At 61.2% G+C, this 21776-nt stretch carries 21 protein-coding genes and 3 pseudogenes; 15 read left to right on the forward strand and 9 right to left on the reverse strand.

Annotated features, from left to right (window positions below; genetic code table 11):
* Nucleotides 1-95: 95 nt before the first annotated feature.
* Nucleotides 96-1217 carry an HlyD family secretion protein gene (locus R1A29_RS18425; RefSeq protein WP_438299160.1) on the forward strand — a complete coding sequence of 374 codons (1122 nt, stop codon included), beginning with the start codon at nucleotides 96-98 and terminating at the stop codon, nucleotides 1215-1217.
* Entirely contained in the window at nucleotides 1214-2806 is a 1593-nt protein-coding gene (locus R1A29_RS18430; RefSeq protein ID WP_438299162.1) for a DHA2 family efflux MFS transporter permease subunit, read from the forward strand. Before R1A29_RS18425 ends, R1A29_RS18430 begins: the two co-directional genes overlap by 4 nt.
* A 4-nt stretch (nucleotides 2807-2810) precedes the next feature.
* Here R1A29_RS18430 and R1A29_RS18435 read toward each other — a convergent pair whose 3' ends face one another.
* The gene (locus tag R1A29_RS18435) at nucleotides 2811-3251 is read right to left on the reverse strand and encodes a carboxymuconolactone decarboxylase family protein (protein WP_438299163.1); all 441 of its coding nucleotides are present in this window, start codon (nucleotides 3249-3251) and stop codon (nucleotides 2811-2813) included.
* Between the two features lie 229 nt (nucleotides 3252-3480).
* Between R1A29_RS18435 and R1A29_RS18440 the strand changes: the two genes are divergently transcribed.
* From R1A29_RS18440 to R1A29_RS18455, 4 genes are all read left to right on the forward strand, one after another.
* A complete protein-coding gene (locus R1A29_RS18440) occupies nucleotides 3481-3987 on the forward strand; it encodes a sigma-70 family RNA polymerase sigma factor (protein ID WP_438299164.1) in 507 nt (168 codons plus the stop codon).
* The gene (locus tag R1A29_RS18445) at nucleotides 3987-4946 is read left to right on the forward strand and encodes a FecR domain-containing protein (RefSeq protein ID WP_438299165.1); all 960 of its coding nucleotides are present in this window, start codon (nucleotides 3987-3989) and stop codon (nucleotides 4944-4946) included. Before R1A29_RS18440 ends, R1A29_RS18445 begins: the two co-directional genes overlap by 1 nt.
* Nucleotides 4947-5044: 98 nt before the next feature.
* Nucleotides 5045-7468 carry a TonB-dependent siderophore receptor gene (locus R1A29_RS18450; RefSeq protein WP_438299166.1) on the forward strand — a complete coding sequence of 808 codons (2424 nt, stop codon included), beginning with the start codon at nucleotides 5045-5047 and terminating at the stop codon, nucleotides 7466-7468.
* 81 nt (nucleotides 7469-7549) lie between these two features.
* Nucleotides 7550-7846 carry a hypothetical protein gene (locus R1A29_RS18455; protein ID WP_432217240.1) on the forward strand — a complete coding sequence of 99 codons (297 nt, stop codon included), beginning with the start codon at nucleotides 7550-7552 and terminating at the stop codon, nucleotides 7844-7846.
* 58 nt (nucleotides 7847-7904) lie between these two features.
* Here R1A29_RS18455 and R1A29_RS18460 read toward each other — a convergent pair whose 3' ends face one another.
* The 3 genes and pseudogenes from R1A29_RS18460 to R1A29_RS18470 form a co-directional block, all read right to left on the reverse strand.
* Entirely contained in the window at nucleotides 7905-9476 is a 1572-nt protein-coding gene (locus R1A29_RS18460) for a sensor domain-containing diguanylate cyclase (protein ID WP_438299167.1), read from the reverse strand.
* A gap of 188 nt (nucleotides 9477-9664) precedes the next feature.
* Nucleotides 9665-10437, reverse strand: a pseudogene (locus R1A29_RS18465) (aldolase).
* Between the two features lie 31 nt (nucleotides 10438-10468).
* Nucleotides 10469-11173 carry a haloacid dehalogenase type II gene (locus R1A29_RS18470; RefSeq protein ID WP_438299168.1) on the reverse strand — a complete coding sequence of 235 codons (705 nt, stop codon included), beginning with the start codon at nucleotides 11171-11173 and terminating at the stop codon, nucleotides 10469-10471.
* 110 nt (nucleotides 11174-11283) lie between these two features.
* On the opposite strand from R1A29_RS18470, the gene R1A29_RS18475 reads away from it, so the two are divergent.
* Nucleotides 11284-12141, forward strand: a complete 858-nt coding sequence (locus R1A29_RS18475; protein WP_438299169.1) for a LysR substrate-binding domain-containing protein — start codon at nucleotides 11284-11286, stop codon at nucleotides 12139-12141.
* Between the two features lie 20 nt (nucleotides 12142-12161).
* Here R1A29_RS18475 and R1A29_RS18480 read toward each other — a convergent pair whose 3' ends face one another.
* From R1A29_RS18480 to R1A29_RS18495, 4 genes and pseudogenes are all read right to left on the reverse strand, one after another.
* Nucleotides 12162-12677, reverse strand: coding sequence for a hypothetical protein (locus tag R1A29_RS18480; protein ID WP_438299170.1), 516 nt, complete (start codon nucleotides 12675-12677; stop codon nucleotides 12162-12164).
* The gene (locus R1A29_RS18485) at nucleotides 12677-13405 is read right to left on the reverse strand and encodes an alpha/beta hydrolase (RefSeq protein ID WP_438299171.1); all 729 of its coding nucleotides are present in this window, start codon (nucleotides 13403-13405) and stop codon (nucleotides 12677-12679) included. Before R1A29_RS18485 ends, R1A29_RS18480 begins: the two co-directional genes overlap by 1 nt.
* A 208-nt stretch (nucleotides 13406-13613) precedes the next feature.
* A pseudogene (locus tag R1A29_RS18490) lies at nucleotides 13614-13905 on the reverse strand (PAAR domain-containing protein); the annotation flags it as partial.
* A gap of 138 nt (nucleotides 13906-14043) precedes the next feature.
* Entirely contained in the window at nucleotides 14044-14709 is a 666-nt protein-coding gene (locus tag R1A29_RS18495) for a ribonuclease T2 (RefSeq protein ID WP_438299172.1), read from the reverse strand.
* A gap of 170 nt (nucleotides 14710-14879) precedes the next feature.
* Here R1A29_RS18495 and R1A29_RS18500 point away from each other — a divergent pair, with 170 nt between their 5' ends.
* The 8 genes and pseudogenes from R1A29_RS18500 to R1A29_RS18535 all read left to right on the forward strand — a co-directional run bounded on the left by R1A29_RS18500 (nucleotide 14880) and on the right by R1A29_RS18535 (nucleotide 21012).
* On the forward strand, nucleotides 14880-15362 hold the full coding sequence (locus R1A29_RS18500; RefSeq protein WP_438299173.1) for a hypothetical protein: 483 nt from the start codon (nucleotides 14880-14882) through the stop codon (nucleotides 15360-15362).
* A gap of 95 nt (nucleotides 15363-15457) precedes the next feature.
* Nucleotides 15458-17176, forward strand: a complete 1719-nt coding sequence (locus tag R1A29_RS18505; RefSeq protein ID WP_438299174.1) for a copper resistance system multicopper oxidase — start codon at nucleotides 15458-15460, stop codon at nucleotides 17174-17176.
* A gap of 11 nt (nucleotides 17177-17187) precedes the next feature.
* Nucleotides 17188-18044, forward strand: a pseudogene (locus R1A29_RS18510) (copper resistance protein B).
* A gap of 31 nt (nucleotides 18045-18075) precedes the next feature.
* The gene (copC, locus tag R1A29_RS18515) at nucleotides 18076-18450 is read left to right on the forward strand and encodes a copper homeostasis periplasmic binding protein CopC (protein WP_438299175.1); all 375 of its coding nucleotides are present in this window, start codon (nucleotides 18076-18078) and stop codon (nucleotides 18448-18450) included.
* A gap of 3 nt (nucleotides 18451-18453) precedes the next feature.
* The gene (gene copD, locus R1A29_RS18520; RefSeq protein ID WP_438299176.1) at nucleotides 18454-19317 is read left to right on the forward strand and encodes a copper homeostasis membrane protein CopD; all 864 of its coding nucleotides are present in this window, start codon (nucleotides 18454-18456) and stop codon (nucleotides 19315-19317) included.
* Nucleotides 19318-19376: 59 nt separating this feature from the next.
* Nucleotides 19377-20168 carry a transporter substrate-binding domain-containing protein gene (locus tag R1A29_RS18525; protein ID WP_438299177.1) on the forward strand — a complete coding sequence of 264 codons (792 nt, stop codon included), beginning with the start codon at nucleotides 19377-19379 and terminating at the stop codon, nucleotides 20166-20168.
* Between the two features lie 208 nt (nucleotides 20169-20376).
* A complete protein-coding gene (locus R1A29_RS18530; protein WP_438299178.1) occupies nucleotides 20377-20700 on the forward strand; it encodes a hypothetical protein in 324 nt (107 codons plus the stop codon).
* Between the two features lie 54 nt (nucleotides 20701-20754).
* Nucleotides 20755-21012 carry a hypothetical protein gene (locus R1A29_RS18535; protein WP_438299179.1) on the forward strand — a complete coding sequence of 86 codons (258 nt, stop codon included), beginning with the start codon at nucleotides 20755-20757 and terminating at the stop codon, nucleotides 21010-21012.
* A 4-nt stretch (nucleotides 21013-21016) separates the two neighbouring features.
* Here R1A29_RS18535 and R1A29_RS18540 read toward each other — a convergent pair whose 3' ends face one another.
* The gene (locus R1A29_RS18540; RefSeq protein ID WP_438299180.1) at nucleotides 21017-21427 is read right to left on the reverse strand and encodes a helix-turn-helix domain-containing protein; all 411 of its coding nucleotides are present in this window, start codon (nucleotides 21425-21427) and stop codon (nucleotides 21017-21019) included.
* Nucleotides 21428-21776: the final 349 nt, after the last annotated feature.

The following is a 21776-nucleotide window of genomic DNA, read 5'->3' on the forward strand; positions in this document are numbered from 1 at the left end:
CAACTGACGACCGGCGATAAAAATCAATTGCCACAAAATATTACTCACGTCATATTACAGCCGTAATAACACCCTCGCTTCGCAGGTATTACGCCATGACCAGCATGCCCACCGTTGAACCCGACCTCGCCGTTCCGGTCAGCGCCCCCAAACCTCCCCTGCTCAAACGCCTGCTGTTGCCCACTGCGGGGCTGGCCGCGCTGGTGTTCGCCGGGCTGTATGCCGCGCATTGGTGGGGCACCGGGCGCTTTCTCGAAGAAACCGACGATGCCTACATCGGCGGCGATGTCACGGTGATCGGGCCGAAAGTCGCCGGTTACATCGAAGAGGTGCTGGTCAGCGACAACCAGTCCGTGAAGGCCGGCGACGTGCTGATCCGCCTCGACGCCCGGGACTACCGCGCCAATCTGGCCAAGGCCGAAGGCGCTGTCGCCGCCGAAGAAGCGCTGTTGGCCAACCTCGACGCCACTGAACAACTGCAACAAGCGGTGATCGGCCAGGCCCGTGCCGGCATCGATGCCGCCGGTGCCGAAACCGCTCGTTCACGGGACGACAACGCACGCTACAAACGTCTGGTCACCACCAATGCAGTCTCGGTGGAAGCCGCACAACGGGCCGACGCCACCTTCAAGACAGCCCAAGCCCTGAGTGCCAAGGCCCAGGCCGAATTGCTCGCTGCGCAACGCCAGCTCTCGGTGATCGAAACCCAGAAACAACAGGCCCGCGCCGCCCTCCAGCAAGCCCGGGCCGAACGGGATCTGGCGCAACTCAACCTCGGCTACACCGAATTGCGCGCCCCGGTCGACGGCGTGATCGGTAACCGTCGAGCGCGGGTCGGCGCTTATGCCCAGGCCGGTTCGCAACAGTTGTCGGTGGTGCCGGCCAGCGGTCTGTGGGTCGATGCCAATTTCAAGGAAGACCAGTTGGCGCGGATGAAACCCGGCCAGCGCGTGAGCATCCGCGCCGACGTGTTGTCCGGCCAGGAATTCCATGGCCGCCTCGACAGCCTCGCCCCGGCCACCGGTTCGCAGTTCAGCGTGCTGCCGCCGGAAAACGCCACGGGCAACTTCACCAAAATCGTCCAGCGGGTGCCGGTGCGGATCCTCCTTGACCCCGCCGACAGCGTGCTCGGTCATCTGCGTCCGGGCCTGTCGGTGACTGCGGAAGTCGACACCCGCGCCCAACCTGAAACCACCGCCGTGGCCAGCGCGCCATGAGCCGCGCCCTCGCCGTCCCTGCACAGCCGTTCAATGCCGCCGAAATGGCGACGGCGACCAAAGTGTTCGCCTTCGCCACCATGTGCATCGGCATGTTCATCGCGCTGCTGGACATCCAGATCGTCTCGGCCTCGCTGCGGGATATCGGCGGCGGGCTGTCCGCCGGCACCGATGAAACGGCGTGGGTGCAGACCAGTTACCTGATCGCCGAGATCATCGTGATTCCGCTGTCGGGCTGGCTGTCACGGGTGTTCTCCACGCGCTGGTTGTTTTGCGCCTCGGCAGTCGGCTTTACCCTCGCCAGCCTGTTGTGTGGCGCGGCCTGGAACATCCAGAGCATGATTGCCTTTCGGGCGCTGCAAGGGTTTCTCGGCGGCTCGATGATTCCGCTGGTGTTCACCACCGCGTTCTTTTTCTTCACCGGCAAACAACGGGTGATTGCTGCCGCGACCATCGGCGCCGTGGCTTCGCTGGCGCCGACACTGGGCCCGGTGATCGGTGGCTGGATCACCGATGTTTCGTCCTGGCACTGGCTGTTCTACATCAACCTGGTGCCGGGGATTTTCGTTGCCGTGGCAGTGCCGATGCTGGTCAAGATCGACCAGCCGGAACTGTCGCTGCTCAAGGGCGCGGATTATCTGAGCATTGTGTTTCTGGCGCTGTTTCTCGGTTGCCTGGAATACACCCTCGAAGAAGGCCCGCGCTGGAACTGGTTCAGCGACCAGACCATCCTCACCACCGCGTGGATCAGTGCGCTGGCAGGTGTGGCGTTTGTCGGCCGCACGCTGCACGTGGCCAATCCGATCGTCGATCTGCGCGCCCTCAAGGATCGCAATTTCGCCCTCGGCTGCTTCTTTTCCTTCGTCACCGGCATCGGCCTGTTCGCGACGATTTACCTGACGCCGCTGTTTCTCGGCCGGGTGCGTGGTTACGGGGCGCTGGACATTGGGCTGGCGGTTTTTTCCACCGGGGTGTTCCAGATCATGGCGATTCCGCTGTACGCCTTTCTGGCCAATCGCATCGACCTGCGCTGGATCATGATGGCGGGCCTGGCGTTGTTCGCGTTGTCGATGTGGGAATTCAGTCCGATCACCCACGACTGGGGTGCCGGGCAGTTGATGCTGCCGCAAGCCCTGCGCGGGATTGCCCAGCAACTGGCGGTGCCGCCGGCGGTGACGTTGACATTGGGTGGGTTGGCGCCGGCACGGTTGAAGCACGCCTCAGGCCTGTTCAACCTGATGCGCAACCTGGGCGGTGCAATCGGGATTGCCGCGTGCGCGACCATTCTCAACGACCGCACCAACCTGCACTTCACCCGGTTGGCCGAGCATCTGAACAGCAGCAACGAAGCCTTGAACCAGTGGCTGGCCCAGGTCGGCGGCAACTTCGCCGCACTGGGTCAGAGCGGTGACGTGGGCATCACCGCCGGCCTGCATCAGTTATGGCTGCTGACCTACCGCGAGGCGCAGACCCAAACCTACGGCGACACATTCCTGATGATCATGGTGTGCTTCGTGATCGCCACGGCGATGGTGCCCTTGATGCGCAAGGTGCAACCACCGGCCGCGCCGAGTGCCGATGCACATTGACTGATCAGGCTTGCGGGGTTTTACGGAAGCCCACGGCCAGACGGTTCCAGCTGTTGATGGTGCTGATCGCCACGGTCAGGTCGACCATTTCTTTTGGCGAGAACTGGGCAGCGACGGCTTCGTAATCTGCGTCCGGGGCGTGGGTCAGGCTCAACTGGGTCAGGGATTCGGTCCACAGCAGTGCGGCGCGCTCGCGGTCGGTGAAGAACGGCGCTTCACGCCAGGCCGTCACGGCGAACAACCGGCGTGGAGTTTCGCCGCCCTTGATTGCGTCAGCGGTGTGCATGTCGATGCAGAACGCGCAGCCGTTGATTTGCGAAGCGCGCAGTTTCACCAGTTCGATCAGGGTCTTTTCCAGCGGCAGTTTCGAGACCGCGGTTTCCAGGGCGATCATCGCTTTCAGGGCATCTGGGGAGGCGGTGTAGAAATCGGCACGAGGTTTCATGGTGGTTCTCCGGGGCGAGTGAATGTGTGGCTACGTTAGTCCCGGGGCCGGGCCAAACAAATAGCCAATCTCCCGGAAGACGGGTAGGCCACTCCTTTCTGGCGCCAGAAAAGAAAGTGCAACAGGGCAATTGCCAGCGCTCGTTCCGCGCCACTAGAATGCGATCCATTCTTAATTGCACTCTAATTGCAGCCAGGCATCGGATGCCCGCAACGAGTATCTGCCGCCCATGTCGTCTTTCGATCCGCCATTGAATCAGCAAGTCCAGACGCTCTACAGCGAACACCACGGGTGGCTGCAGGGCTGGTTGCAGCGCAAGCTGGGCAATCGCTGCGATGCGGCCGACCTGGCGCACGATACGTTTTTGCGCCTGCTCAGCCGTAAGGTGGTCAAACCGCTGGGCAGCGAACCCCGGGCACTGCTGACGCACATCGCCAAAGGTCTGGTGATCGACCGCTGGCGGCGCCAGGACATCGAGCGCGCCTACCTGGAAACCATCGCCAGCCTGCCCGCCGCCGAAGTGCCGTCACCGGAAACCCGCTACCTGATTCTCGAAACCTTGTGGCGCATCGAAGCCTTGCTGCGCGAGTTGCCGCCGCAGACCCGCGACACCTTCCTGCTGTCGCAGATCGAAGGCCTGACCTACGCGCAGATCGCCACGCGGCTGAACGTTTCGCTGATCACCGTGAAGCGCCACATGCGCGCCGCGTTCATTGCCTGCCTGAGTGTCGCCTGATGAGTTCGTCGATGATCAATCCGCAGATTCTCGGCGAAGCCGCCGACTGGCTGGTGCAGTTGCATTCGGGCACCGCCTCGCCGTCCGATCATCAGGCCATCGCCCAATGGCGCAGCCGCAGCGCCGAACACGCCATCGCCTGGCAACGGGCCGAAGCTTTGCTGGGGGATTTGCGCAGCGTGCCGGCCAACGTCGCGATCCAGACCCTGCAACGTGCCTCACGCAAAGAAGGCCTCAGTCGTCGACAGACCCTCACCCGTCTCGGCCTGCTATTGATGGCCGGGCCGTTAGGCATCGCCTCGCAACATGTGCCGTGGCAGCAATGGACCGCCGACCAGCGCACCGCCGTCGGCGAGCAGAAGAACCTGCAATTGCCGGACGGCACTCAACTGCTGCTCAACACCGACAGCGCCGTGAACATCGCTTATAGCCCGGTCGAGCGCCGGGTCTTGTTACTCAACGGCGAAGTGCTGATCAACACCGCCAGCGATGCTGCCGCCCGCCCGTTCATTGTTGAAACCCCACAAGGCCTCGCCCGCGCGCTCGGCACGCGGTTCTGCGTGCGCACCGAGGGTTCGCGCAGCCTGGTGTCGGTGCTGGAGGGCCAGGTGCAAATCACCCCGGAATTGCTCAAGCAAAACGCGATCATCAAGGCCGGCGAACGCCAGCGCTTCAAGTTGAACGGCTTCGACAGCGCCGAAACCTTTGACACCGCCAGCCTGGCCTGGGACAAGGGCATGCTGCTGGCCAGCAACATGCGTCTGGATGAATTGCTTGGAGAGTTGAGCCGCTATCGCCGGGGCGTGCTGCGCTGTCATCCGGACGTCGCGGCGATGCGTGTGTCCGGGGCGTTTTCCCTGCGCGACACCGACGCCAGCCTGCGTCTGCTCAGTGACACCCTGCCGCTGAACATCAACAGCCTGACCCATTACTGGCTGTCGGTAGAGCCCCGCGTCTGAGCCTTCGGAAAATAATTTCAATGTTCACTGATACCTTTTCGCGCCTCGTTCGGTGAGTGGATAGACCTTTAATTCCACGCGCCCGACAGGATCGCCGAATGACCGCATTGCCCTCGCCCCGTCCCGCCACTTTTCCACTCAAAGCCCTGAGCCTGGCCCTGGCTTTCGGCGCACTGTTGCCGACTGTCGGCCTCGCCTCCAACAGCGCCAGCGAAAGTGTCAGCCAGAACGTCAACATCGGCCCCGGCCTGCTCAGCCATGTGCTGGCGCAATTTGCGGTCAGCGTCGGCGTGCCGCTGTCGTTCGATCCGGCGCAACTCGGTAATCGTCAGAGCCCGGGCCTGCAAGGCAATTACACCGCGCAAAGCGGTTTTGCCCGGTTGCTGGAAGGCAGCGGTTTCGAACTGATCAGCACCGGCGACAACGGCTACACCGTGGCGCCGAAAGTCGCGGCGGACGGCGCGCTGGAACTGGGCGCCACCACCATCAGCGCCCTCCGCGACAGCAGCGATGACACCTACGGCGGCGAACAGGTCGCCCGCCGCGCGCAGGTCGGCATGCTCGGTAATCAAGCGGTCAACGACCTGCCCTTCAGCGTCACCAGTTACACCGCCAAGACCATGGCCGACCAACAGGCGCAAACCATTGGCGATGTGTTGCTCAACGATGCCTCGGTGCGCCAGTCCAACGGCTTCGGCAACTTCTCGCAGATGTTCATGATCCGTGGTCTGCCGCTGGCCTCCGATGACATTTCCTATAACGGCCTGTACGGCGTGCTGCCCCGGCAGATCATCGCCACCGAAGCGCTGGATCGCGTCGAGCTGTTCAAGGGCCCGAATGCGTTCGTCAACGGCGTGACTCCGAGCGGCAGCGGCATCGGCGGCGGGATCAACCTGCAACCGAAACGCGCGATGGACACGCCAACGCGCAGCATCACCCTCGACTACAGCGCCGACGGCCGGGTCGGCACGCATCTGGACCTCGGCCAGCGTTTTGGCGAAGACAACCGCTTCGGCGCGCGGGTCAACCTGATGCAGCGCGAAGGCGACACCGCCGTCGATGAAGAAGACCAGCGCTCGTCGCTGTTCAGCGTTGGCCTCGACTATCGCGGCGAACGCCTGCGAGTCTCGACGGACTTCGGCTATCAGAAGCAGGTGATCAATCAGGGCCGCTCGGTGATCTATGTCGACTCAAGCCTGAGCAAAGCCCCCAAGGTGCCGCACGCCAACGCCAGCTACGCCCAGAGCTGGAGCTACTCGCAGCTCGAGGACACCTTCGGCATGGCCCGCGCCGAATACGACCTGAACGATAACTGGACCGCCTACGTGTCCGGTGGCGCCAAGCACACCCGGGAAAACGGCGTGTACTCGTCGCTGACCGTCACCGACCTCAACGGCAACGCCCGTGGCGGCATGCTCTATCCGCCCCACGACGAGGACAACCAAAGTGCAATGGCCGGCCTCAACGGTCACTTCGACACCGGCCCCGTCAGCCATCAGTTGAACCTCGGCTGGGCGGGCATCTGGGGCGAGCAGCGCTCGGCGTTCGAAACCATCGGCAACGCCTCGCGCTACAGCACCAATCTGTACAACGTCACCGACAAGCCGCGTCCGCCGGCCACCTCGTTCGCCGGTGACATCAACGATCCGCGTGTCGTCGGCAAGAACACCCTGCGCAGCGAAGCGATTTCCGACACCCTCGGCTTCCTCGACGACCGTGTGCTGCTGACCCTCGGTCTGCGCCGCCAGCAAATGAAAGTCGATGGCTGGGCCACCGCCACCGGGGCGCGCACCTCGAGTTACGACAAATCGATCACCACTCCGGTCTACGGTCTGGTGATCAAGCCCTGGGAACACGTGTCGTTCTACGCCAACCGCATCGAAGGCCTGGCCAAGGGCCCGACGCCGCCGACCAGCGCGATCAACCGCGACGAAACCTTCGCCCCGGTGCGCAGCAAACAGGTCGAGGCTGGCGTACGGCTGGACATGGGCAGCTATGGCGCCAGCCTCGGCGTCTACCGCATCGAGCAACCATCGAGCTACACCCAGGACGGGATCTTCCGGGTCGACGGCCAGCAGACCAACAAGGGCGTGGAACTCAATGTCTACGGTGAACCTGTCGACGGCCTGCGCCTGCTCAGCGGCGCGACCGTGATGAAGACTGAACTCGACGGCAGCAGCAACGGCGTCAACGACGGCAACCGCGCCATCGGCGTGCCACGCTTCCAGTTCAACATCGGCGCCGACTGGGACGTTCCAGGTCTTGAAGGCGCGGCACTCAGCGCCCGCATGTTGCGCACCGGCGGCCAGTACCTGAACGCGGCCAACACCCAAAGCATCCCGTCGTGGAACCGCTTCGATCTCGGCTCGCGCTACGCCTTCAAACTCGATGAAAAGCAGATCACCCTGCGGGCCAATCTGGAAAACGTCGCCAACGAAGCCTATTGGGCCTCGGCCAATGGCGGCTACCTGACCCAGGGCGCGCCGCGCACGCTGAAGGTTTCGGCGACCGTGGATTTCTGAATACCACTGGTCACCCGGTCGGCACCAAGCGATGCGCGCTTCAGACCAATATCAGGTAAATCCCCTTTCTGGAGACGTACCATGAAAACGCGCACTTTGACCTCGATGCTGCTGGCCGGTTTGTTGGCCACAGCGTCCGCCGCCAGTTTTGCCGCCAATGACGGTGCCAACACGTCGGGCACCCAGTCCGGCGCCAACGGCGGAACGAGCATGCCGCCGGACAACACCACTAAACGACCTAACGACGGCCCGTCCGACGGGATGAAAACAGGAACAGGAACCAACGGCAGCGCCAGCGGCTCAGGTTCGGGCGCCGGTGGTGGAACGGGCGCAGCGGGTGGCGGAACGGGTGGTTCTGGAGCCGGTACCGGCGGCTGAACGAACAAGAGCAGGCCATGGTGAGCGCATCATGGCCTGTGTCTGAACCCTTCTTCCGTCAGCGATCCGAACGCATCAACTCACCAACTCCACCGTCCATGGACAACACCGCCGCACGATTGCGGCCCGCGTGCTTGGCCTGATACAGCGCCGCATCGGCACGCTGGATGAACAGTTCCGGGCTGTCGTTGCCCAGCGGAATGAACGAATAGCAGCCCAGGCTCACGGTGAGGTAACCGGAGGGCGATCCGCTGTGGGTGATGTGTTTGTCCATGACGCTGCGGCGGATCTGCCCGGCAATCGCCAGCGCACCGTTGATGTCAGTGTCCGGCAACAGCACCGCGAACTCTTCGCCGCCGTAGCGCACCGCCAGATCGGATTTGCGCTGGCAGCAGTTCTTCACCACCAGAGCAACCTGAGTCAGGCAATGGTCGCCGGCCACATGGCCGTAGGCATCGTTGTAGCGTTTGAAGAAATCGATATCGAGCATGATCAGGCTGACCGGGCTCGACTGCCGGGCACCCCGGGCGAACTCAATCTCCAGCGACTGCTCGAACAGGCGCCGGTTGGCCAGCCCGGTCAGGCTGTCGTGCGTGGCAATCAGTTCCAGCGCCCGCTGGGCCTTGATCAGGTTTTTCTCGATCCGCTCGCCGTCGCGCACCTGATGGATGAACACCCAGCCAAACAGCCCCACACCGAGCATCACCAGCGCCACGATCACGCTGGATTGAAAGGCACGGTCATGCCAGCCCTTGAGAATCGTGTCCCGGGATGAAGAGGCAGACACCACCAGCGGATAACTTTCGAGCTGCCGATAGCCATAAAGGCGCGTGACCCCGTCGACCACCGAATCGATCATTGCCGTGCCGGCAGCAGCGTTGGGGAGCAACGTCTGGTAGATCTCACCCTTGGCCAGCGAGGTGCCGATCAAGGACTCGTCGAACGGCCGGCGCGCAAGCAAAGTGCCGTTGGTCAGGCCGAGGAACATGGTGCCGTTGTCATCCAGGCTGAAGCTTTTGAAGAACTGGTCGAAGTACGACATCTTGATGCCGGCCATCAGCACACCCTGAAAATTGCCGGCGTGGTCGTTCACTCGCTTGGAAATCGGGATGATCCACTCACCGTTTTCGCGACTGCGGATCGCCGGGCCGATGTGCGCCACGGACGACACATTCTGCTGGTGATATTTGAAGTACTCGCGATCCGCCACGCCGTTGCCGCGGGGCAGATCAGGGAATGAGGTGATCACCCACTGCCCTTCGCGATCGAACAGGAACATGCCGTGCAACTGCTCCAGTTGCTGCACCCGGCGTGCGAAGGTTCTCTGCAAACGCGGTCTCTGCGCCGCGCCATAACCGTCTTCCTGAATCCAGTCGACCAGGCTGGTCATCACCAGATCAGCGGCCAGAAACGTGTCTTCGGCCTGCTGCGCCATCGCCCGGGTCAGGTTGGCCGAGGCCATCTGCGCATTCGCCAGATCCTGCCGCCGCGACTGTTCAATCTGCAAATACAGCAGACCGGACAGGCACAGACACACGGCAACGATGAACAACACCGCCGCCTTGCGCAGGGGCAAACGCTTGAGAGTGCCGCCGGGGGCCTGATGCGGATCGTGAATGGGGATAGGCAAAAGCGTGTCCTGGGCAGGTACGACAGGGGCAAAGGCCCGAAACCCTTGTTTTTTGTGAGCGTAGCCCACCGGGTTGTAGGGGGCAACCAAGCGCCACCGAGACAATCCCGACCCCGTTGATATCGGCGCGCAGTGGAAATGGATGACCTGCGAGACGATTTATTTTTGCCTGTCCGTTTTCCTCGCCTTCACCCCCGGCTCGACAACCGCCGCATTGCACTGTGCAGATGCGCCCGCGCACTTTCGGGATCGCCTTCGCGCATCTGCTCGTACGCCCGTTGCGCAACCGCGTGCGGCACCGGTTTCAGTACCCGTTGCGTGGCCATCGCCAATAGTTGCACCTGGGCGGCACGCTCCAGGTAATACAGATCGTCCCAGGCCTCGGCGATGGTCGGCGCGGCGACGATCACGCCGTGATTCTTCAGGAACAGAATGTCGGCATCACCCATCACCCCGGCGATGCGGTCACCTTCACGTTCGTCCAGCGCCAGCCCGTTGTAGTGCTCGTCCACCGCTGTGCGCCCATAAAACTTCAGTGCGGTCTGGCTCAGCCACAACAGTGGCGGCCCCTCCAGCAGGCACAACGCCGTCGCATTCGGCATGTGCGTATGGAACGCGACCTTCACCCGAGGCAGTCGCTGGTGCAGGGTGCATGAATGTAAAACGCCGTAGCCTCTGGCTGGCCCTCGCCGTCCACCACATTCCCTTCGAAATCGCAGACCAGCAGGTTGTGCGCCGTGACTTCGGAAAACGCATAGCCGTACGGGTTGACCAGAAACAGGTCATCGTGCCCCGGCAACATCGCCGAAAAGTGATTGCAGATGCCCTCTTCCAAACCGTGCAGCGCCGCCAGTTGAAAGCACGCCGCCAGCTCCTGGCGGGCGGTGATGATGGCTTCGCTGTCGAGGTTCATTGAGGTGAAACGTGCAGCTCGGGCGCTGCCGGTCAGGGTATGGGCCATGGCGAAACTCCTTGATGGCGGGCGAGGTTCATTACCAGCCGAGGGACGAGAACAGCGGCAACACTTCGTCCAGCGTGTTGAGGATCGCGTCGGGCCGATAGTCCGGCAGCAACTGACGACCGGTCCCGCGGTCGATCCATACGCAGCGAAAATGCATGTCGCGGGCTGCCGTGTGATCGAGCATGGGGCTGGCGCAGATGTGCACCACCTGCTCGCGGCTGACGCCCAATTGCTCATGAGCGTAGTCGAACAGCCGGGGCGCCGGCTTATAGGCGCCGGCCTGTTGCGCGGTGACTACACGGTCAATATGGCCGCCGAGTTGAGCGACATTGCCGGCGATGATGTCGTCATCGGTGTTGGAGACGATGCACAGCTTGAAACCCCTGGCCTTGAGCTGCGCGAGGGTGTCGACGACTTCGGGAAACGGCGGCATCTGCGGGATTGCGGCGGCCAGGCGCTGGCTGTCTTGACTGGCACTCGCCAGCCCTAGTTCCTCCAGTGCCAGTTGCAGGCCGAGAGTGCTCAGCTCGCGAAACGAGCGGTGTGGCGGCGTCTGCTCCAGACGATGTTCGTGGCGGTCGTAGAGTTCGATCAGGCGCCCGGCACCGACCCGGTGTTCGCCCTTCTCGCTCAGGATCCGCCCGGCCACGGCGCGCAGGCCTTCGTCCCATTGAATCAAGGTGCCGTAGCAATCGAAGGTCAGCCATTGCGGGCGCGGTGTGTTGATCAACGTCATGAGGGCATTCCTCTGCAAGTGAGGACTTCAGCTTATGAACCCGGGGTGATAGTGTGAAATTAAATAAATAGCCAACCGTCAGTTGCCAAACAAATATCGAGACCGCTGCCATGCTGGATCTGGAATTGCTGAAAACCTTCGTCTGCGTGGTCGATGAAGGCAGCTTCACCCGCGCCGCCGAACGCGTCCATCGCACCCAATCCACGGTCAGCCAACAGGTACGAAAACTCGAAGACCTGGTCGGCCACGCCCTGCTGTTGCGCGACCGTACCGGCCTGAACGTCAGTGTCACCGAGCACGGCGAACTGCTGATTCATTACGCGCGCCGCCTGCTGGCCTTGTCGGCCGAGGCCAGTGAAGCCCTGGCCAGCGATCTGGATCTGGAAATCCTGCGTATCGGCATGCCGGAAGACTTCGACGCCCGGCGCATGGCGCTGATCCTCGCCGGCTTCACCCGCAGTCATCCGCAAGCGCGACTGGAAACCATCAGCGGCATGAGCCTCGATCTGCGCCAACGCCTCGACGGCGGCGAAATCGACATCGCCCTGATCAAACGCGAACCCGACAGCGGCCCCGCTTGGGCGACGTGGCCGGAACGACTGGTTTGGGTCAAGGGTGCGGAGTTCGATTCATCCGGTGGCGTACTGCCGCTGGCGCTGTTTCCCCAAGGCTGCCTGTACCGGCAACGGGCAATCCGCCTACTCGACGTGGCGCAACGCCCTTGGCGTGTAGCCTTCGGCAGCCACAGCCTGACCGGCATTCAAGCGGCGGTGGCTTCCGGACTCGGCGTTTCAGTATTGCCAGCATCAGCAGTGTTGCCGGAGCATCGGGTGTGCACGGACTTGCCGCCGCTGCCGCCGACGGAATTGGCGCTGGTCAGCCGCGAGGGGGTGTTGAGCGGGTTGCAGCGAGGGTTGGTGGAGTTTCTGCGGGGGGAACTGGGGGTGGATGCGGGGGGATTAACTTGATCCCCCAATTGGCACTGAGCTCAGGGCTTGTTGACTTCGCGCAGCAGGTCTGCGACCGGGAGGTTCATCGTGTTTGAGTAGTAGGGTTTGTAGCCGTAAGCGGTGACGACGACTTTGCAGGGGATTTGTTGTTTGCCGGAGAGAAGGTGGTTGATTTCTGCCACTGACAAGTATCTTTCCGAGCTTCGGTCGCTAGAGGTCTCGGAAATGAAAGCATGGGTCAGATAAGAGTATCCCGCTGGGGCTCCGTCTCTTTTATCGGGCGATATCAGGCCAAACGCTGAAAACCGAATCGCGTTACCAACCGAGAAATCCTGATCTTCAGCCAAGGCACAATGAAGCATGCCTGAAGCCATTCCTACCCTTTCTCCCCGGCCAAAAAGATCCAAGACATCAACATTCGACTGATATCTGATTACATATAAAGACCTGTCTCTCTCAACTGAGACATAGCTCAAGTTCGCTGGAGGCCATGCATGGTCTTTTGCACAACCCGAACAGATCACGATAAGCAGGCAAACGAACAATCTAAACATCAGGAAAATTCCTCCATGATCGAGTCAAACAGCAGATCACCAGCAGACTTGTTTCCCGCAATACGTGCGGTAAACAGACCCAAAGCGTTTGCATGATTGGTATCCACATTCACGTTCAGTGACGGGCCACAAGTGATAAGCCATTTCTCGCCAAAGTCGGCGACACCATCTGAAGAGTCTCTTTTGCTGGGCGTAGCCTTGATGTTCACCCAATTGGCCGCAACCGGGTCAGGACGATCAAAATAAATATCTGAGCCCAACCAGACCAAAGCGCCCTCTCCCACAGGATCAAGGGTAACCAGCATCTGAACCCGGTATCCCCACTCAGACATGATCTTTGTCAGGTGCGCGCCATTCCAGCCACCGAGGCTGTGACCCACGATATATACGGGGCAGCTCTTGTAAGGGATCAGGCCCAGAACATACCGCTGAATATCTTTCTTTCCTTTGACTTGGTTGTACCCCAGCCAATCCGATTTATATTTCCCCTCCGTTTCCAAATCCTGAACGCGCTGATCGAAGTACTTACGTGCTTCTTGAATGTTTCCATATGGCCCAGAAAAATAGTAACTCTCCTTATCCCCAGCGCCTCCGACAAACACAACAACCGCCTTGGTACTCTCCACCGGAACAGCCTTCACACTGACATCCTTCTTGTCCGTCAGTGTATGTTCCTTGTGCAGCTTGTAATTGTTGCCTTTCTCGCACGTAACCGTTTCCGCACACATGCCTCATTCCTCCAGAAACAGTTTGATGGATTCCGGAAGATGCGAACTGATCGTGTGGGTGAAACCGCCAGCATCGGACACGCCGTGCTCCATCCGACCGTCCGCACGCTGGATCATGTAGGATGATTCGGCATCGGTTCACTGGTGGTATCGTTCACCAACTGCAATTTGTCGGTGAAGTGCACGGGCATTGGCAGCAGCCCGCTGAAGGGTGCGTTCGTCACGGTATCGCCAATGATGACCGTGCCGGATCCACCAATGACCACATTCCCGTGACCACCGGTGCTGTCCAGGGTGGCGGCGTTCAGACCATTGATGAAAACCGTCGAGGAAACGCCACCGGTAATCGGGCTGCCGCACGCCGACTTGTCCGTCATACGCGCAGCGGGCAGCCCGTCGAAATTCACGTTCGGCGAACCACTGACAATCGGGTTGGTGCCATGTCCCGGTAATGGGCAGGCTGTCGGGTCGGTCACTCGGGCAGCGGGTTTTCCGCTCATGAAAAAGCTCCTTGCAGTATCGCGTCATCATCCGTGGGGGGCGCAGCATGAACAAAGTCGCGACGCTGATCAAATCTGCACGCAAAAAAAACAGGCGCCTGAAAGGCGCCTGTTTTTTATGGCCGGTGACCGATTGCGTTATCGCGACGGCGGTACCCGAATATCCCCCGCCCGGCACTGGGTTTTCACGCCCTTGCCGCAAGCGCCGAATTGCAGGTCCTTGCCCATGCACACCCGTACTTCCGAGAGTTCCGGGCCGCTGCAGATCACGGCGATGCCGTCGACCGGGATGCCCGGGTTGCTCTTGCGGAACAGGTCGGCGATTTCCTGCGCTTCGAAGTAATAAGAGTTGCTGAACGGTTGCAGCTCTTGCGGAATTGTCACCGCCGCCACGGCTTTGTCCGCTTCGTCGAAGTAGCCCATTGCGCCGAGACCACTGCAGGTGCCGTGCTTGCTCCATTCGTGATCGAGGAGTTTTTTCGTCGGGAACAATGTCATGCCCTTGGCTGTTTCAGCGGCCGAGAGCGTGGTCAGCGGCGGGCAGGATTCCGGCCAGCCGCCCTTGGCGTATTGCGGCCACAGGCCGTGCAGGACAAAACCGTAGCCCTTGCCGGTGCATTGCGGGTCGTCCTTGTGGGTGAGGCAGAACGTCGGCGACCAGGACAGCGTCAGCAGGTAGTAATCGAACACTCCCGCCACCGACTCCGTCGGTGCCTTGTTGGTGTGTGACTGGCGCGCCGAACTCAGGCCGATGCTACCGACCGTCAGCGCAATCAGCGCCATAATTGTAAAAAGCTTTTTCATGTTCCCGTTCCTTGGGACGCGTGCGTCCGTGGTTTTTTGTGGTCTGACCGTCAAATGGTCAGAGGCTGATTGAGTCATGCCAGTGTTGCAGGCGCATGACGCAAGGCAAAGCTGTACTACGTTGAAAGGTCTACGATTAATAAGCAGACACCACAAACAGGGATCCCGAAATGAGTAAAGCAGACGAACTCGCCGCGAAGCTCAAGCAAACCCGGCACACTCACGCGGACGACATCACCTGCGCCGAACTGGAAATCGATTGCTGGCCAGCGGTGGTGTACGACCTGTATCACCGCATCGAGGGCTGGTTGCAACCGGTCACCGAGGTGGGACTGAAGATTCGGCGAAATCCTACCCATGTTTGCGAAAGTTCACCGGACGGCGAGCCCCACGACTACGCCATCGACCAGTTGATCATCGAAGCCAACCATCACAGCCTGACGTTCGATCCCATTGCGCGATTTACCGAAGACGGCGCCGGGCGTGTGCAGATCAACCTGCCGGGAAAGGAAACATCGCTGCTGCGCACCGTCGACGAACACGGCGAGAGTCACTGGTGGTTGCAGACCATCGAGACCGGCCAACAACTGGACGCGATTGCACTGACGGAAAACAACCTGCTGCTGGTAGTCCAGGAAGGACTCGGGTTGTAGGTTCAACCTGACGCAACTGTAATCCGCGCCTCAGCCAACTGAAAGCTGCCGCTGGTTAGCCTCCCCGTCATTGGTCAAACGGGGACTTCCAGCGCATGCTTTCCAACACCTCAAGACGCACCTTCGTCAAAGGCCTGGCCGCCGGCGGTCTGCTCGGCGGCCTCGGCCTGTGGCGCACACCAGCGTGGGCACTCAACAGCCCCGGTCAACTCAACGAACTGACCGGCACCGACTTCGAGCTGTTCATCGGCGAAACCCCGGTCAACTTCACCGGTCAGTCGCGCACCGCGATGACCATCAACGGCGGCGTGCCCGGCCCGCTGTTGCGCTGGCGCGAAGGCGACACTGTGACGCTGCGGGTGCGCAACCGGCTCAAGGCCGACACCTCGATCCACTGGCACGGCATTCTGCTGCCGGCCAACATGGACGGCGTGCCGGGCCTGAGCTTCAAGGGCATCGAGCCCGGTGGCGTGTACGTCTATCAATTCAAGGTTCGCCAGCACGGCACCTACTGGTATCACAGTCATTCCGGGTTGCAGGAACAGGCCGGCGTCTACGGGCCGCTGGTGATCGACGCCCGGGAGCCGGAGCCGTTCCAGTACGACCGCGAGCACGTGGTGATGCTCAGCGACTGGACCGACGAAGACCCGGCCAGCCTGATGAAAACCCTGAAAAAACAGTCCGACTACTACAACTACCACAAGCGCACCGTCGGCGATTTCATCCAGGACGTCGGCGAAAAAGGCTGGGGCGCCACCGTCGCTGATCGCACGATGTGGGCGCAGATGAAGATGAATCCCACCGACATCGCCGATGTCAGCGGCGCCACGTATACCTTCCTGATGAATGGCCACGCCCCCGATTCCAACTGGACCGGCCTGTTCCGCCCCGGTGAAAAACTGAGGTTGCGGCTGATCAACGGCTCGGCCATGACCTACTTCGACGTGCGCATCCCCGGATTGAAAATGACCGTGGTCGCCGCCGACGGCCTGCATGTCAAACCGGTGACCGTCGATGAACTGCGCATCGCCGTGGCGGAAACCTATGACGTAATCGTCGAGCCCGCCGCCGACGCCTACACCCTGTTCGCCCAGGCCATGGACCGCACCGGCTACGCCCGCGGCACCCTCGCCGCCCGCGCCGGTTTGTCGGCCCCGGTGCCGGCGCTGGACCCGCGCCCGCTGGTGGCCATGGACGACATGGGCATGGGCGGCATGGGCTCTGGTGGAATGAATCATGGCTCAATGGACATGAGCGCCATGGACCACGCCAGCATGAACATGGGCCCGATGCAGTCGCACCCCGACAGCGAAAAGGACAACCCATTGGTGGACATGCAAGCCATGACCACCGCGCCGAAACTCGACGACCCCGGCCTCGGCCTGCGCAACAACGGGCGCCGCGTGCTGAGCTACGCCGACCTGCGCAGCACCTTCGAAGACCCCAACGGCCGCGATCCGGGCCGCACGATCGAGCTGCACCTCACCGGCCACATGGAGAAATTCGCCTGGTCGTTCAACGGCATCAAGTTCTCCGACGCCGAGCCGCTGCGCCTGAAGTACGGCGAGCGCATCCGCCTGGTGCTGGTCAACGACACGATGATGACCCACCCCATCCACCTGCACGGCATGTGGAGCGATCTGGAAGACGAAGACGGCAACTTCCAGGTGCGCAAACACACCATCGACATGCCCCCCGGCACGCGCCGCAGTTATCGCGTGACCGCCGATGCGTTGGGCCGTTGGGCCTTTCACTGTCATCTGCTTTATCACATGGAAATGGGCATGTTCCGTGAAGTGCGGGTGGAAGAATGAGGACGCCGACCATGACTCGATTTGCCGTGTTTTCGTTGTCACTTCTGTCGCTGTCTTCGGCGTTCGCCGCCAGCGACATGCAGGGCATGGACCACAGCCAGATGGGCGATCTGCAAAGCATGGACGACGGCATGATGCAGCCCGCCGCGCCGACCGAAAGCCGCACGCCGATCCCGAAGTTGACCGACGCCGACCGCGCCGCCGTGTTCACCAGCCATGGCGGCCACCAGGTGCACGACAGCTCGATCAACACTTACTTCCTCGCCGACAAACTCGAATGGCAGAACGGCGACGACGCCAGCACCCTGGCCTGGGATGTGTCCGGCTGGATCGGCGGCGACATCGATCGCCTGTGGCTGCGCTCGAAGGCGAACGCAGCAACGGCAAGACCGAAGATGCGGAAATCCAGGCGCTCTGGGGCCACGCGATCTCACCGTGGTGGGACGTGGTCAGCGGCGTGCGCCAGGACTTCAAACCCGGCGCCCCGCAAACCTGGGCCGCGTTCGGTCTGCAGGGCATGGCGCTGTACAACTTCGAAGCCGAAGCCACGGCGTTCCTCGGCGAAAACGGCCAGAGCGCGGTACGGCTGGAGGGTGACTACGACATCCTGCTGACCAATCGGCTGTTCCTGCAGCCCACCGCCGAACTCAACGTCTACGGCAAAAACGACCCGCAACGCGGAATCGGCTCGGGCCTTGCGAACACCGAAGCCGGCTTGCGTCTGCGCTATGAAATCCGTCGTGAATTCGCGCCGTACATCGGCGTGACCTGGAACCGCACCTACGGCAACACCGCCGATTACGCACGGGAAGAAGGCGAGGATCGCAGCGAAGCGCGACTCGTCCTTGGTGTGCGGATGTGGTTCTGAATTCCTTTAAAAAACAACACAGAGGTCTTGCATGCGCACATTGAAAATTTCCCTCGTCCTCGCCACCGGTTTGCTCCTGAGCTCGTTGGCACAGGCCCACCCGAAACTGCTGTCGTCGACCCCGCCCGAAGGCGCGGACGGCGCACCACCGGAAAAGATCGAACTGCACTTTTCCGAGAACCTGATGACCCAGTTCTCCGGCGCCAAACTGGTGATGACCGAAATGCCCGGCATGGCCCACTCGCCAATGCCGATGAAGGCCAAGGTCAGCGCCGGCAGCGACCCGAAAACCATGCTCGTCAGCCCGCTCTCGCCATTGCCCGCCGGCACCTACAAGGTCGAATGGCGCGCGGTGTCGTCGGACACTCACCCGATCACCGGCAACGTCACGTTCAAAGTGAAGTGATCGATGGCCGACCTGATCAACATTCTCCTGCGGATGGCGTTGTACGTGGATTTGCTGTTGTTGTTCGGGGTGGCGTTGTTCGGGTTGTACAACGTTGGCGCGACGCTGCGGTTTCGGCCGATGCTGCGCGGGATGGTGTTGATCGGGGCATTGCTGTCAGTGACCGGACTGGTGCTGATGACCCGCACCATGAGTGGCGAAACGGAATTCGCGGCACTGTGGCCACACCTGCAAATGATGCTGTTTGAAACCGATGTCGGCGTGGCGTGGGCGGTGCGGATGTTTGCGCTGATCGTCTTGATGATCTGGCCGGGGTTGTGGCTGGCGTCGATGGCCGGCGCACTCGCCCTCGCCTCTCTGGCCTGGAGCGGACACGGCGCGATGGATGGCGCCTGGCACCTGCTCAGCGACATCCTGCACCTGCTCGCGGCGGGTGCGTGGATGGGCGCCATGTTGGCGCTGATCTTGATGTCGCGGCTCGACGCTCTGTACAGCGAAGCGCGTATTCGGTCGCTGGCCGATGCCGTCAAACGTTTCGAAGGCGTGGGCGCGACGATTGTGCTCATCCTCTCGGTGACCGGCGTGGCGAACTACCTGTTCATCGTCGGCCCGAAGTCGGGCGACGTCTTGCTCGGCACCTACGGGATACTGCTGGCGATCAAGATCGTGCTGTTCGCCGGCATGCTGGTTTTAGCGGCGCTGAACCGCTTTCACCTCGGGCCGTTGCTGGAACAATCGTTGCGCGCGGGGCAACATCAGGTGGCGACCAATGCTCTACGCCGCAGCGTGTTATTTGAGCTGGTTATTGCGCTGTTGATTGTGGGGTTGGTGGCATGGCTGGGGACGCTCGGGCCGGACGCCGGATGACACCCGGCAAACCCTTTCACTACACTGGCCGGCACTCCCACTGCACAAGCCCGATCACAATGACAATTCGAAAAAATACGTTGATCTTCTGCGGTCTGCTGGCGCTGGCCGGCACCGCTCATGCGCAAGAGCCGGTTTCACACCTGGACACCATCCAGCAACAAGGCCAGTTGCGCGTCTGCACTACCGGCGACTACAAGCCCTACACCTTCAAACGCGAAGACGGCGGTTTCGAAGGCATCGACATCGCCATGGCGCAATCGCTGGCCGACAGTCTCGGCGTGAAGATCGAGTGGGTGCAGACCACCTGGAAAACCCTGATGCCGGACATGCAGGCCGGCAAATGCGACATCGGCATGGGCGGGATTTCGGTGACCCTGGAGCGGCAGAAAAAGGCCTACTTCAGCAACACCCTCGACGTCGACGGCAAGATCCCGCTGGTGCGTTGCGCCGACCAGTCCAAGTACCAGACCATCGAGCAGATCAACCAGCCGAACGTGCGCCTGGTCGAACCCGCCGGCGGCACCAACGAAGCCTTCGTCCACGCCTTCCTGCCCAAAGCCCAACTGGCTTTGCATGACAACGTGACGATCTTCCAGCAACTGCTCGACAACAAGGCCGACGTGATGATCACCGACACCTCCGAAGCGAGGTATCAGCAAAAACAGAAACCCGGTTTGTGCGCGGTCAATCCGGAGCAATTCATGCAGTACGGGGAAAAGGCTTACTTGCTGCCCCGTGATGACATGAGCTGGAAGCTGTATGTCGATCAGTGGCTGCACTTGAGCAAGGTCACCGGGAAATATCAGAACATCCTCGGTGAATGGCTTGCGGGACCGCAGGTTCAGTGAATCCGGGGGGCTGAGGTCGAGGTGCTGACTCGCGGTTCAACACTCGGGAGAAAAGTTCAAAAAAAATATACTTTTTTGTAAGCATCGTGACTTATCTGGCGATATGATGGCGACCCCTGTGCGAATCTTCCTACAAGATGCGCTGCATGGAAGCGTATACCAGCACCATTAAATCGTAGCCGCGGTGACGGCATGGAGTAGGTTTTTCGTGGAACTCAAGCACCTCGCACTTCCCAGTCTCGTTTTCATCGGTGTCTGGTTAGCCGTCCTGTTGCTGGCCGAAGTCTGGAAACTGATCTGGAACTGGATCGATGACCACGATCATCCAATCCAGCGAAATCCAGTCATGTCGTGGGTGATCAAGACCTTATTTCATGAAAATGCCGATGCCCTGGACGTCTGGATCCAGGTAGTGCTGATCGTGTTCTGGCCGTTGTACCTGGCTGGATCCGTGGTCTACGTCATTGGTCTGCAAATCAGAGAACTGCGTCGCCGGCAAAAACTGAAAGGCAGCCAGGCTGTAGACGCGTAAAAATCAAAGTTCCTAAAGCAATCCGTAAAGTCCATATAGGCAAGTGATCCTGCAATGAGCATCCCCGAAAAGCACAGCGAGCCTCTCGAACCGCTGAACGTCACACTGTTCGGCCCAGCCCTGGCCGCGCTGGCCAAGTACCGCAATGCGGCGCGCGCTTACGGAGGCGCTACCGGCGCACCGCAGACACTGGAGCAGGCCGCACGCCGCAAGGCCTACGACGAGGCAGCTCACGAGATCGCCGGTTATGTCGAAGCGCTGGCCGCACTCGCACATTACGAGTCGATCCAGACACCCCGCGCCTATAAGTGATTCGTCACCACACCAGGTAGCCTGGCTGGTTCTGAAACCGGTCTACACTCGTTTCGCCCTCAAAACGCCCGGTGCACTGCATCGGGCGTTTTGCGTTTCTGGGAAAGATACCTGCCGTGAGTCGATTCAGGGCCTCGTCGGTCGCACTGCCCGGCGCCGCCGTCAGGCCGATGATCGCCTGATCCGGGCTTTCGGCGCAGGAAACGATCTGCCAGCGGTGACAGACGCCCTGCTCCAGCCGCGTGCAGTAATCGACACTGATGCCCGCAAGCATCGCCACTTCTTCGCGGCGCAAACCGGCGACGCGGCACGTACGTCCTGCATCGTTGGGTAATCCGGACTGCGTCGGCTCAAGCTCGGAACGACGGGCCCGGAGGAATTCTCCGAGGTCGTTGGGGCTGTTTTCTGTATTCATGGGGCGATCATGGCGCGCGGGTACAAATCAAGGAAGGCAGCTTTTATCATAGGAAAATTTTTCCCAGGAACCGTGCGCTCTATTTGCCCCCCTCCCTCGACGGCAATCTGTGCGTCGTCTGCCGCCCGATGCGGCACCGCACAAACCCGTGGAGAGCTCCTATGAAAACTCGCGTCAGCTCCTCGGCAACGGCCTCAAACTTGCCAGCCACCTCTACACCCCGAGCGATCTGCAACCTGGCGAACAGCGCCCGGCCATTGACGGCCGTTTTATGAGCAAAACACTGATACAGTTCAATAACACCTTGAAACATTTGGTGTTTATTTCGCAATTGCTCTGGAAAAAACGA

It is taken from the genome of Pseudomonas sp. NMS19W (assembly GCF_051554255.1).
GTDB lineage: Bacteria > Pseudomonadota > Gammaproteobacteria > Pseudomonadales > Pseudomonadaceae > Aquipseudomonas > Aquipseudomonas kribbensis.

Excerpts from the sequence above, each read along its gene's own strand:
- R1A29_RS18495 (WP_438299172.1), bottom strand. The coding sequence starts at position 14,709 with ATGAAAAAGCTTTTTACAATTATGGCGCTGATTGCGCTGACGGTCGGT.
- R1A29_RS18440 (WP_438299164.1), top strand. The coding sequence starts at position 3,481 with ATGTCGTCTTTCGATCCGCCATTGAATCAGCAAGTCCAGACGCTCTAC.
- R1A29_RS18450 (WP_438299166.1), top strand. The coding sequence starts at position 5,045 with ATGACCGCATTGCCCTCGCCCCGTCCCGCCACTTTTCCACTCAAAGCC.
- R1A29_RS18470 (WP_438299168.1), bottom strand. The coding sequence starts at position 11,173 with ATGACGTTGATCAACACACCGCGCCCGCAATGGCTGACCTTCGATTGC.
- R1A29_RS18430 (WP_438299162.1), top strand. The coding sequence starts at position 1,214 with ATGAGCCGCGCCCTCGCCGTCCCTGCACAGCCGTTCAATGCCGCCGAA.
- R1A29_RS18505 (WP_438299174.1), top strand. The coding sequence starts at position 15,458 with ATGCTTTCCAACACCTCAAGACGCACCTTCGTCAAAGGCCTGGCCGCC.
- copC (WP_438299175.1), top strand. The coding sequence starts at position 18,076 with ATGCGCACATTGAAAATTTCCCTCGTCCTCGCCACCGGTTTGCTCCTG.
- R1A29_RS18535 (WP_438299179.1), top strand. The coding sequence starts at position 20,755 with ATGAGCATCCCCGAAAAGCACAGCGAGCCTCTCGAACCGCTGAACGTC.
- copD (WP_438299176.1), top strand. The coding sequence starts at position 18,454 with ATGGCCGACCTGATCAACATTCTCCTGCGGATGGCGTTGTACGTGGAT.
- R1A29_RS18485 (WP_438299171.1), bottom strand. The coding sequence starts at position 13,405 with ATGTGTGCGGAAACGGTTACGTGCGAGAAAGGCAACAATTACAAGCTG.
- R1A29_RS18480 (WP_438299170.1), bottom strand. The coding sequence starts at position 12,677 with ATGTTTAGATTGTTCGTTTGCCTGCTTATCGTGATCTGTTCGGGTTGT.
- R1A29_RS18525 (WP_438299177.1), top strand. The coding sequence starts at position 19,377 with ATGACAATTCGAAAAAATACGTTGATCTTCTGCGGTCTGCTGGCGCTG.
- R1A29_RS18425 (WP_438299160.1), top strand. The coding sequence starts at position 96 with ATGACCAGCATGCCCACCGTTGAACCCGACCTCGCCGTTCCGGTCAGC.
- R1A29_RS18540 (WP_438299180.1), bottom strand. The coding sequence starts at position 21,427 with ATGAATACAGAAAACAGCCCCAACGACCTCGGAGAATTCCTCCGGGCC.
- R1A29_RS18455 (WP_432217240.1), top strand. The coding sequence starts at position 7,550 with ATGAAAACGCGCACTTTGACCTCGATGCTGCTGGCCGGTTTGTTGGCC.
- R1A29_RS18435 (WP_438299163.1), bottom strand. The coding sequence starts at position 3,251 with ATGAAACCTCGTGCCGATTTCTACACCGCCTCCCCAGATGCCCTGAAA.
- R1A29_RS18500 (WP_438299173.1), top strand. The coding sequence starts at position 14,880 with ATGAGTAAAGCAGACGAACTCGCCGCGAAGCTCAAGCAAACCCGGCAC.
- R1A29_RS18445 (WP_438299165.1), top strand. The coding sequence starts at position 3,987 with ATGAGTTCGTCGATGATCAATCCGCAGATTCTCGGCGAAGCCGCCGAC.
- R1A29_RS18475 (WP_438299169.1), top strand. The coding sequence starts at position 11,284 with ATGCTGGATCTGGAATTGCTGAAAACCTTCGTCTGCGTGGTCGATGAA.